At 59.6% G+C, this 11147-nt stretch carries 11 protein-coding genes, 1 tRNA gene and 1 pseudogene; 9 read left to right on the forward strand and 4 right to left on the reverse strand.

From position 1 onward, the window contains the following. Positions 1-35: 35 nt before the first annotated feature. The 9 genes from ATY80_RS08725 (at position 36) to ATY80_RS08765 (ending at position 8055) form a co-directional block, all read left to right on the forward strand. Positions 36-1013 (forward strand): ABC transporter substrate-binding protein, encoded by a 978-nt coding sequence (locus tag ATY80_RS08725; RefSeq protein ID WP_088692041.1) that lies wholly within the window; start codon positions 36-38, stop codon positions 1011-1013. A gap of 9 nt (positions 1014-1022) precedes the next feature. Further along, complete coding sequence (locus ATY80_RS08730; protein ID WP_088692042.1) at positions 1023-2717, forward strand: iron ABC transporter permease; 1695 nt, start codon at positions 1023-1025, stop codon at positions 2715-2717. Then, positions 2705-3733: an ABC transporter ATP-binding protein gene (locus ATY80_RS08735; protein ID WP_088692043.1), complete on the forward strand. Its 1029-nt coding sequence runs from the start codon at positions 2705-2707 to the stop codon at positions 3731-3733. Before ATY80_RS08730 ends, ATY80_RS08735 begins: the two co-directional genes overlap by 13 nt. Positions 3734-3801: 68 nt before the next feature. After that, positions 3802-4911, forward strand: coding sequence for an endonuclease/exonuclease/phosphatase family protein (locus ATY80_RS08740; protein ID WP_088692044.1), 1110 nt, complete (start codon positions 3802-3804; stop codon positions 4909-4911). Next, positions 4908-5654, forward strand: coding sequence for an NUDIX domain-containing protein (locus tag ATY80_RS08745; RefSeq protein WP_088692045.1), 747 nt, complete (start codon positions 4908-4910; stop codon positions 5652-5654). Before ATY80_RS08740 ends, ATY80_RS08745 begins: the two co-directional genes overlap by 4 nt. Before the next feature lie 65 nt (positions 5655-5719). Then, complete coding sequence (locus tag ATY80_RS08750) at positions 5720-6631, forward strand: PhzF family phenazine biosynthesis protein (RefSeq protein WP_088692046.1); 912 nt, start codon at positions 5720-5722, stop codon at positions 6629-6631. Positions 6632-6755: 124 nt separating this feature from the next. After that, positions 6756-6831 (forward strand) — tRNA-Lys (locus ATY80_RS08755). 490 nt (positions 6832-7321) lie between these two features. Continuing rightward, positions 7322-7555, forward strand: a complete 234-nt coding sequence (locus ATY80_RS08760; protein ID WP_088692047.1) for a hypothetical protein — start codon at positions 7322-7324, stop codon at positions 7553-7555. A gap of 233 nt (positions 7556-7788) precedes the next feature. Then, positions 7789-8055: a hypothetical protein gene (locus tag ATY80_RS08765; RefSeq protein ID WP_088692048.1), complete on the forward strand. Its 267-nt coding sequence runs from the start codon at positions 7789-7791 to the stop codon at positions 8053-8055. A gap of 100 nt (positions 8056-8155) precedes the next feature. On the opposite strand, the gene ATY80_RS08770 is transcribed toward ATY80_RS08765, so the two are convergent. The 4 genes and pseudogenes from ATY80_RS08770 to ATY80_RS28550 form a co-directional block, all read right to left on the reverse strand. Next, positions 8156-9157: a Gfo/Idh/MocA family oxidoreductase gene (locus ATY80_RS08770; protein WP_088692049.1), complete on the reverse strand. Its 1002-nt coding sequence runs from the start codon at positions 9155-9157 to the stop codon at positions 8156-8158. A gap of 39 nt (positions 9158-9196) precedes the next feature. Further along, positions 9197-10420: an FAD-dependent oxidoreductase gene (locus ATY80_RS08775; protein WP_088692050.1), complete on the reverse strand. Its 1224-nt coding sequence runs from the start codon at positions 10418-10420 to the stop codon at positions 9197-9199. A 6-nt stretch (positions 10421-10426) separates the two neighbouring features. Next, positions 10427-10741, reverse strand: a complete 315-nt coding sequence (locus ATY80_RS08780; protein ID WP_088692051.1) for a MocE family 2Fe-2S type ferredoxin — start codon at positions 10739-10741, stop codon at positions 10427-10429. Positions 10742-11018: 277 nt separating this feature from the next. Then, positions 11019-11147 (reverse strand): annotated as a pseudogene (locus tag ATY80_RS28550) (S-(hydroxymethyl)glutathione dehydrogenase); the annotation flags it as partial.

Consider the following 11147-nt stretch of genomic DNA (forward strand, 5'->3'; position numbering starts at 1 on the left):
CTAAGGAACAGCTCTCCCACCATCGAGGATCCGCCATGAAGACGATCGTTTCCGCCGCCGCGCTGCTCGCAGCGAGCTTGCTTGCAATTCCGGCATCCGCCGCCAATCTCGTTCTCTACACGAGCCAGCCGAACGAAGATGCGCAGGCGACCGTCGATGGCTTCATGGCCGCCAATCCCGGCATCAAGGTGGACTGGGTACGTGATGGCACGCCGAAGATCATGGCAAAGCTGCAGGCGGAAATCGAAGCCGGCAATCCCGTTGCCGACGTCCTGCTGATTGCCGACACGGTGACGCTCGAGCGCCTGAAGGAAGCCGGCAAATTGCTTGCATACAAGTCGCCGGAAGCGGCGAGCTACGACGCTTCGCTTTATGATACTGACGGCTACTATTATTCCACGAAGCTGATCACCACCGGCATTGTTTACAACACATCGGCTGCGTTCAAGCCGACCAGTTGGAAGGATCTGACGAAGGCTGAAGCCAAGGGTCTCATGACCATGCCAAGCCCGCTGACGTCGGGCGCCGCCCTCATTCACGCGCAGACGCTGGCCGGCGTCGACGGCCTCGGCTGGGACTTCTACAAGGATCTCGCCGCCAACGGCGCGACGGCTGCCGGCGGCAACGGTGCGGTCCTTAAGTCGGTCGCTTCGGGCGAAAAGGCATTCGGCATGATCGTCGACTACATGCCGATCCGCGAAAAGGCCAAGGGCGCGCCGGTCGAGTTCGTATTCCCGACGGAAGGCGTCTCCGCAGTAACGGAGCCGGTCGGCATTCTCGCCAGCTCCAGGAATGTCGAAGCTGCAAAGAAATTCGTTGATTACGTCCTCTCTGAAAAGGGACAGGAAGGTTTCCTCAAGCTCGGCTATATCCCGGCTCGCAACGGGATGAAGCTGCCGGAGGGTTTCCCGGCACGCGACAGCATCAAAGTGCTGCCGATCAATGCCGTCCAGGCACTGAAGAACACCGATCAGGACCTCAAGACCTTCTCCGGCATTTACAGCTCGAACTGATCGTTGCTGATGCACGGATATGTTCGTTCCGGAAGCAGCCAGCCCGGCTGGCTGTTTCCTTTTGTTGTTATCATTGTCCTGATCCTGAGCGTGCTGCCGCTGGCACGGCTTGCGATGACAGGCATCGCCGCACTCTCAAATGATGGTATTGGCGCCGTGCTGAGCGATCCTGCGCTCTGGTCGGCCACCTACTACACACTTGTCACGGCCGTCTTCGGCACACTGATTTCGCTTGCGATCGGCTGCACCTTCGCGTTCCTGCTGACGCTGACGGATATCCGTGGCAAGGGCGTGCTGAGTTTCCTGTTCGTGCTGCCGATGATGATACCGCCGCAGGTGACAGCGCTGGCATGGGTGCAAATGTCCGGGCCTTCAAGCCCGCTGCTTAAGGCATTGCACATTTCGCCTCCGCTCGGATCCCCGCAGCCTCTCTACTCGGTTGGCGGCATTTCGCTGCTCTATGGAGTGCAGCATGCGCCACTCGTCTATCTCGCGCTTCGCGCCGGCTTGATGGCGTTACCCCGCGATGGCGTCGAGGCTGCCCGTCTTGCCGGCGCCGGCAGCTTTCGGGTTTTCCGCGATATCATTCTGCCGCTCTCGCTGCCGGGCATCATTGCCGGCGCCGCAATCTCTTTCGTTTCCTGCACGGGCAACTTCGGCATTCCTGCCATTCTCGGCATACCAGCCTCGATCTACACGCTTCCAACGCTGATCTTCATCAAGTTTTCTTCCTTCACAAGCCGGACTTTCGGCGACGTGGCGGTGCTTTCGGCGATCATCGCTATCATTTCCGTTGCCGGACTTGCCATTCAGGACCGTGCCTTGCGTGGTCGCGACTACCGCGTGCTTGGGCTTTTGGGCCCGACCACGGCCTTCGAGTTGGGAGGTTGGAAGTTTGTCGGGCAGCCGCTGCTCTGGCTCTGCCTTTTCTTCATGTTGGCAGCACCGTTCTTTGCGCTCCTCGCTGGTGCGCTCGTCCCCGCTTATGGTGTGCCGCTCACCTTCAAGACGATGTCGGCAAATGCCTTCCATGAAATCCTCTTTCGGCAAGCTGTTACGCGTACGGCCTTTGTCAATTCTCTTTCTCTTGCTGCCGGGACGGCGCTGTGTCTCCTTGTGGTGACTGTGCTTGCGGCCTACGCGCTGACGCGACGTAAAGACCTTTTCAGCCGCATTGTTTCAAGCCTGATCGAGATTCCCTATTCACTGCCCGGCATCGTCATGGCCGTGTCCTTCATTCTCGTGTTTGCCGCGCCGATTCCTATCCTGCACGTGACCCTTTACGGGACGATCTGGATCATCTTGATCGCCTATCTTTCCAGTTTCTTCGCCGTGAGCCTGAAGCCGATCGTCAGTGCGTTTCACCAGCTCGACCCTGCGCTTGAGGAGGCGGCAAGGCTCTCTGGGGCAGGCTTCTTCCGGCGGCTCTTCGATATTGCCGTGCCGTTGATTGCTCCGGCTGCGGGAGCGTCGGTCATTCTGGTTTTCCTCATTGCCTGCAATGAGCTCACGATTTCCGCACTCCTCTGGTCTGCGGGAACACAGACGCTTGGCGTGGCGATCTACAATCTCGACGACAGCGGCAGTTCCGATTTGGCATCGGCCCTGTCTGTGCTCGTGGTCCTTATGGTCGTGCTCATGATGCTGCTTCTGGAACTGATGGCAAAGCGCTTGCCGAGAGGGGTCGTCCCATGGCGGAACTGATCCTCAACCACCTAGCGAAGGATTTCGGGACCGGTCGTGCGGCGGTGGCCGATTTTTCCCTGAGGGTGCGGCACGGCGGCTTTCTGGCACTGCTCGGACCGTCGGGTTGTGGCAAGACGACGGTACTGCGCATGATCGCCGGTTTCGAGGCGCCGACGGACGGTTCCATCCATCTCGGGGAGCGGCTGCTCGCCGACGCTTCCCGCTCGCTGCCGCCGGAACGGCGCAACATGGCGATGGTGTTCCAATCCTATGCGCTTTGGCCGCATATGAGTGTCGCGGACAACGTCGGCTATCCCCTGAAGGTGCGCGGTATCTCCGGCGAAACTTACAGACAGAAAGTAGGCGAGGCGCTGGCGACGGTAAGACTTGCCGATTACGCCGAGCGCCGCCCCGCCGATCTCTCGGGTGGCCAGCGACAGCGCGTGGCGCTGGCACGCTGCCTTATCTCGGCACCTGACGTCGTGCTGCTCGACGAGCCGCTCGCCAATCTCGACCGTCACCTGAAGCAGGAGATGGAGGAAACGTTTCGCGAGTTTCACCAGCGCTCGGGCGCGACGATGATCTACGTCACGCACGATCAGAGCGAAGCAATGGCGTTGGCAACCGATGTCGCTGTCATGTCCGAAGGCCGCCTTCTGCAAGCTGCACCGCCGGCGGAAATCTATGCCCATCCGGAGGGGCGACTGGTTGGCGGGTTGATTGGCCGCGGTGCAATTCTCTCGCTTCCATCTCCGGCTGGTGACATCAGGCAATTCGACTGGAGCGCACTCGAACCGTTGTTCGCCAGAGAGCCCGACCATCTTCCGAAGGCAGACATACTGGTTCGTCAGGAGGATGTCCTGATCGTAGGGGAGGGCATTCCTGCCCGCGTCGACGGCATCCTCTATGAAGGCGAGCGCTATGCAGTGAGGCTGCTGCTTGCCGACGGGCAGGCGCTTCGGGCTTTCAGCCGGAAGCGCCTTGAGGTCGGTGAAGCCGTGCGGGTCGTGGTGCACGCCGCTTGGCGTCTCTGATCGCGAAACGTCTTTCCGAAGCGGGACTTAGCCACTACTAATGGCATAACGCCAATCGGAAATGCTCGATGTCGCTCCGCCTTGCTACTTTCAACGTTGAAAATCTGATGACGCGTTTCGATTTTACCGGTTTCCGCAACCAGCTGCGCCAAGACCGGGTGATCAAGCTTTTCGAAGTGCGCAGCGAAGGCGTCTATCAGCAGCTCGAGCAGGCGCGGGTGATCGCTTCCACAGATGATACCCGACAGATGACGGCGCTGGCGATTGCCGACGCCGATGCCGACATTCTTTGCCTGCAGGAAGTTGATAACATGGAAGCGCTGCAGGCTTTCGAATACGGTTATCTCTTCAGGATGGTCGGTAACGGCTACCGGCAAAAGTATCTCGTCGAGGGCAACGACAGCCGCGGGATCGATGTTGCGGTCCTGATGCGTGAAGAGACACGCGATGGGCAGAAGATCGAGCTCAAGCAGATCAAGAGCCATGCGATGCTCACCTATCGCGATCTGGGGCTCTTCAACGACCAACTGGCGCTGACCAACCGCATCGACGACAAGATCTTCAAGCGGGACTGCCTGGAACTCGAGCTCGAGATCGGTGGCGTCCCACTGTTGCTCTACTTGGTCCATTTCAAATCGATGGACGGGCCGCGCACGAATGGCGTCGACAGTAGGCTTGGCACGATGCCCGTGCGGCGGGCCGAGGCGTTGGCGGTACGCCGCATCATCGAAGACCGCTTCGGCGGTCACACCGATGACAAGCGGTTCGTTATATGTGGCGACATGAACGACTATCAGGAGCGCGTCGACGTCATCGGGCGCCGCCGCACGGGATACCGCTTCGAGCATCAGGACGAGAGCATCAGCGCACTCGACGTTTTCAGCCATGATGGCTTTGCGGAGAACGTCGTCCGCCGCCGTGATCCGCTCGATCGCTGGACGCTCTACCACGCCCGCGGCCCCGAAGAGCAATGGCTGTGCCAGCTTGATTACATCTGGCTCTCGGCTGCCCTCGCCAGAGCGAATGGCGGTCGCCTGCCCGAGCTCATTCGACATGGACAGCCTTACCGTACGGTCTTCCCACCCGGCCAGGAGGTCGAGCGTTATCCCCGCACTGGCTGGGATCGACCGAAGGCTTCCGACCATTGCCCCGTTGTCATGACATTGGATTTGATATGAACCTTCATTTTTCCGAGGATTTCGCCGGCTGGCCGCCGGAACAAACCGTATTTCCGATTGCCGGGCTGGATCTTCGGGTCCTGGCCGGGGACCACCCCTTCTATGTCGCGGAGCGCGAAGCAATCCGGGAAAATTGGGAGAAGGAGACAACTGCAAACTCGGCGCTGTTCGATGGCCGGATGGTTTTTCAAAAACGCCTGGCGCTGACCGATGCTGGTATAGCGAGCGAGGGGCACGTCATACCGTTTTCGACGTTCATGTGGTGGCGTCGTCAAGCGGATAGGCGCGGGGGCATCCATCTGTTCGCCTATCCCGTCCTTGAAACCTCCGATGGTGCGCTCGTGGCTATCCGCATGGGGAGCCACACGGCCAATCCGGGTCAGGTGTATTTTGCCGCCGGCTCGCTGGAACCTCAGGACATCTCCGGTGGTCGCTGCGACGTCGAAGAGAACATGCGTCGCGAGGTGAGGGAGGAAACGGGCCTCGACCTCAACGAGGCCGAAGCCGGTGACCGCTACTATGCAAGCCATGTCAGGCGCACGGTGACAGTGCTGCGGCTCTTCCGCTTCGATCTGACTGCCGAGGAGATGATTGAGAAGATCGAAGCACACATGCTGGTTGCTGATGACAAGGAGATTGCCGGCGCGGTTGCGATCCGTTCGGCCGATCCGAAAGCGCATCCCTACAATATTGCAATGCTCCCCGTGATCGACTGGTACTTTGGAGAAAAGCACGGCTCTTAAACGCCTTGCGCTCGGTCGCCCGGTCGGGCAGTTTGGCGAAACGAGGACCGAGACAGGAGGCCGATGTGGCGCGAAGCTACAGCGTCTATGACGTGTTCACCGACCGCAGACTCGCCGGAAATCCGCTCGCCGTCATCTTCGATGGCGACGAGCTCAGCGGCGACGCCATGCAGGCGATCGCCAAGGAAATGAACCTCTCTGAAACGGTCTTCGTCCAACCAGCAAACAATCCAGCCTATACGGCTCGGATTCGTATTTTCACGCCTGGTCGTGAGTTGCCTTTTGCGGGACACCCGACGGTCGGCACCGCGATTGCTCTTGCCGAGCATGCGCACGGCAAGTCGACCATCGATCTCGTTTCAGTGCTGGAGGAAAATGTCGGGCCGGTGCGCTGCGCGGTTCGGCTTCGGGAGGGGGAGGCGAGTTTTGCCGAATTCGATCTGCCGCGGAAGTCGCAGCAGATCACCATGCCGCTCGACAAGCTCGGGATCGCCAATGCGTTGTCGCTGAAGACGACGGAAATTGGCTTTGAGAACCACGTACCGTCGCTTTGGAGTGCGGGAGTGCCGTTCCTCATGATTCCCGTTCACGATGTTGGCGCGGCGCAGCGAATGGATTTCGACCCGCAACTTTGGGAAGCGACCGTTCCTTTCGTCGATGGCGCACTTGCCTCGGCCTATATCTACTGTCGGGGTGGTGTAAATCATGCCGCGAAGTTCCATGCGCGGATGTTTGCAAGCGGCATGGGGATCGTTGAGGACCCGGCAACCGGGGCGGCAGTGGCCGCACTATCCGGCACCATTCACCATTTCGACCGCCTGACGGACGGACACCACGGGGTGATGATCGAGCAGGGCGTGGAAATGGGGCGGCCGTCCTTGATCCATCTGCATATGGATGTCGAAGGCGGAGCGATCTCGAATGCCCGGATTGGTGGGCAGGCGGTGCGTATCGCCAGCGGAACGCTGGACCTTTGATTTCATTGCATTTCAGCCATGCGCAAAAATCTTCGTCTTTAACCAAAGAATTTTCGGGCAGGTGCTAGACAAGCCGAACGATCCTGTTTATACGCCCCCTCACACCGCGCAACACGGCGGTTACGGGTGATTAGCTCAGTTGGTAGAGCAGCTGACTCTTAATCAGCGGGTCGTAGGTTCGAGCCCTACATCACCCACCATTTTTCTTATATATCAAAGATTTAAGAGGAAGCTCTCAAGTCGCGGCTTCCTCCCAAATCACCAACGTGACGCCGCTGCCGTTGCTCTCGGTCCCATAGCGCCGGAGCTCTCCGCTGTTGGGTTTCGTGAGAGTTGGAACAACTGGCGGATTCGGGCCGCAACGGCATCGCTTCAACGCCGCGTGTGACTTTCTCAGTCGTTTGGAGGCGCTCAGCCTCCAGCTTTCTCGACAGGATGAGGCCAATCGCGACATTCAATTCGTTCTCCAACCGGTCGATCAAATGTATCCGCAAACTGTCAATCGCTCGACGGTGTCGCCGGCATTGGGGAGGCTAGCAGAAAGACGTCGCAAGACAATGGGAACCAACAGTCCGGCGTCGCGTTCTCACTAGAGTTCCAAGGCGACCCGTTGGCCTTTCCAAACGTCCCTGTCATTTGCCCCGCTTCCTGCGGGGCTCCTTTCTGCCTCCGGAGGAGGGAGGAACTACTATGTCTCACAAGCGCTACAGTCGCCGCGACGAGCCGTTGCATTCGACAGACCTGTCGGTCTGCCACCGCGTGCTTGATCACATCCGCAACGAGCAGGAAATCGACGCCTCTTCGGATGAATCCGAGCGGATCGCCTCGATCATCATTGAGTTTTACCGCCAGGGTGTCCGCGACGAGAAGCAATTGCGTGCATTAATCGATACCGCGCGTGGGTTTACGCCACGGCCGGCATAGGCAACGAAAGATCCTCGGGAACCGAATCGGAACGAGGACGTTTTCAGTTCAGGCCGTGCCGCCCTAGGCACGTCGTTTTGAGATGTCACGATTTTCAAGAGCCCCGCCGACACCGCGGGGCTCTCTTGCGTTTCAGATGTCTGATGGTGATAGGACTTAGGTCCTACAAGACCAAAAAATGCTGAACTACCGCCACGTCAACGCGTTAAGTCTCCATAGAAAGGAGACTGACCATGAAACGGTTGATTATCGCAGTGGCCGGCCTCGCAGCAGTACTGGTGAGTGCTCCTGCCGGCGCGCAAGGTGTTTATTTCGAATTCGGCTCCGGCGGCCCAAGGTACTATGACGATCCGCCACCACCTCGCTATTACCGATACGGTCCAAGATACCGTGACTACGATCGGCCGCGTTACGCTTACCGCGACGTATGCTGGCGGGTGCCTTACCAGCACCGGAGTCATAACCACTACATCACCAGGTACAGAACGGTTTGCGAATAGGGAACAGCCTCGCGTAAAGCGAGGCACTTCTCGTTTGATAGCTTGCCGCCCCTCCGATCGGGAGCCAGCTGCAAGCTAGACTCTCCCCCAGCTGTTCGTTTCATCGATACAAGGACGGCTTTTCTGGGAGCTCGACGGCCGCACGGTTTCCCGTCTTCCAGGCATGCAGGCAGGCCTTTGTCACCAGCATTGCCATGTAGCCGTCCCATGCACTTGAGCCTGAGGGCGTCCGTGTGAGTATGCCCGCCGTCCAGGCTTCCAACTGCGCGCGATAGGCCTGCCGGAACCGTGGCCGCCAATCGGCAGGCGTTCGAAAGCCATCGTGGCCTTTGGCGCGGAGCGTCGTCGCCGGACTGGGGTCCAAAGCGACGGTTCCGTCCTCGCAGACGAGTTCGGCCCGGACGTCGTAGCCATACTGCGCGTCAGTGAAGACCTCGATGTCGACTACGACACCGGACGCAGTTTGCAGCAAGATGAACTGCGGTTGTCTGTTCGGGGCGTTTCGCGTTGCCGGTGGGCTGGCGACGATCGCTGAGGTGATCTCTTCACCGAGAAGATACCGAGCGATGTCGCATTCGTGGCCGGCAGAATTGGCAATCACCAGTTCCGATGTGAGGTAGTCCGGGCCGACGGCGTTTCGGTGAACACAATGGAGGAAAAGCGGTCGCCCAAGTTCACCGGAGGCGAGCGCTTGTTTCATCTCGACGTAACCGGCATCAAAGCGCCGCATGAAACCGACCTGCACGAGACGCTTTCCGGCTGCGACTTCCGCTCGAATGATCGCCTCGGCATCCTCCAGGCTTGCCGCCAGCGGCTTCTCGACGAGGACGGGCTTTCCCGCGGCAATCGCCCTCAGCGCCAGCGCTGCATGAGTGCCATCAGGCGAGCAGACCATCACGGCATCGATGTCGGGATCGCTGATCAACGCATCTGCATTCGCGATTGCGCGCACGCCCAGGGATGCGGCAATGTTTTCGGCGCGACCGAGATCGAAATCCTGCACGGCGACCAGCCTAGCGTTTGCGACGCCGTCCGCGAGAATGGCGGCGTGATCGGCACCCATGACGCCGGTTCCGATGATGCCGATCCTGGCCTCTTTCATTGCCCCTCCCATTCGAAAAATCGCTGCCTATCGGCAAGTCTATGACCGTGACAGGAGAGATTTCAAGCTCACTGCGGCCGACGATAACGCGTCCGGCGCGGGCCTTGCGCGCTGCGCTATCAACATCTCGGCCACTTTGATGTCCCGCGCAATCCGGTTGCCGCGTCCCCAGCCACTCGCCGCAAGGATCCGATGATCATCGGCGAGGTGAAATAAAATCACCGCCTCCTCGTCGATTTGCCGAGTGATCGTGCTCGTTGCCTCATTGGCCAAGCCGGCGATCTGCAGCGAGAAATCGTATTGGTCCGACCAGGACCAGGGAATGATCTCATAAGGCTTTTCCGCGCCCAGCATATTGGCGGATGCATGTGCCCCCTGATCCTGCGCGTTGCGCCACGCCTCCAGACGGATCCTCTTGTCTCCGTAGGGGAAGGAGCAGCAATCTCCAGCGGCGTAGATCGCCGGATCGCTCGTCTGCAGCGCGGCGTTGACGGCGATACCATTCTCGACCGAAAGGCCCGCCTGTTGCGCGAGTTCGCAGCGAGGTTCGGCGCCGATACCGACGACCAGGGTCGTTGCGTCCAGCACTTCACCCTCGTTAAGGGATAGAGTGATGCCAGCGGCGTGCGCCGCGATTCGCCCGGCGCTTGTACCGCAAAGGATGCGCACGCCATGGCTCTCGTGGAGCGCATGAACGCGCGAAGCGATCGCTTCCGGTACTGCCCGCATCAGGATGCGGGGCTGAGCTTCGATGACCGTGACCTCGAGACCTCTTTGCCTTGCCGCTGCAGCGAGCTCCAAACCAATGAAGCCCGCGCCGATGATCGCCAGATGTCCACCGGGGACAAGACGCTGCGACAGCCGCTGTGCATCGTCGTGCGTGCGCAGATAGAAGACATGCTCCATGCCTTCCAGAGAGGGGAGCCTGCGTGGTGACGAACCTGTCGCGAGCAGCAGTTTATCATAGGCAACGCGGCGTCCGCTCGCCAGTTCTACCGAACGGCTCTCGCGCTCCAATATGACGGCGGTGTCACCCGTCATCATCTCGATCGACCGCTCCGCGAGCACGGCGCTGCTGACGATGAAGGGAGGCTCGATGCCTTCCGACGACATCAGGTGCTCTTTCGATAGGGGCGGACGCTCATAGGGAAGGTGCCGTTCCTCGCCAATCAAGGTGATGCGACCGGCAAATCCGTGATCGCGTAGCGCGAGCGCTGCTCTGGCGCCACACTGACCGCCGCCGACAATGACAAACTCCTGCATGGCGCGTCACTCCAGGCCGAGGTAGACGCTGCCGTCTTCCACCTTTGTTCGGTAGATTCTGAGATTGACACAGACAGGGGCCCCGCGCGCCTCGCCGGTGCGGTAGTCAAACCTGCCATTGTGTTTTGGACACTCGATGATGTTGTCCATCACCAATCCGTCGGCGAGATGCACCTTTTCGTGGGAGCACATTCCATCGGTCGCATAGAAGCTGTCATCAGGACTCCGGTAGATGGCGAAGGTCTTGCCTTCGTGATCAAAACGGATCACGTCCTCATTGTCGATGTCATCGATCCCACAGGCCTTAATCCACGCGCTCATCAGGTCCTCCCAAGCTTGCATTGCTTGATTGAGGCTAGGCCAAAACGCGCTTTCGCGCGGTAGAAAAAATGATCAAAAAACCTCAAGTGTCGATAGCGTGCCTCGGAGAGCTGGATGCGGAACGGGATCTGCTCCTGATGAAAAGACTTCATCCGCGATGGCGGGAGTGGCCGGGCCGGCGAGAGAGTTGTGGCATAGCCAGGGCGCGCCATTGCTGCAGGCGCGCTCTGGTGCTGCGAGGGAAGCTCAGTCTTTGTGGACCGAGACTACGACACGCCTAATACAGTACCACGCTTCTGATGCTTTCGCCGGAATGCATGAGTTCGAAGCCCTTGTTGATGTCTTCGAGGGCCAGGGTGTGGGTGATCATCGGATCGATCTCGATCTTGCCCTGCATGTACCAGTC

The organism is Rhizobium sp. R711 (assembly GCF_002211365.1).
Taxonomy (GTDB): Bacteria; Pseudomonadota; Alphaproteobacteria; order Rhizobiales; family Rhizobiaceae; genus Rhizobium.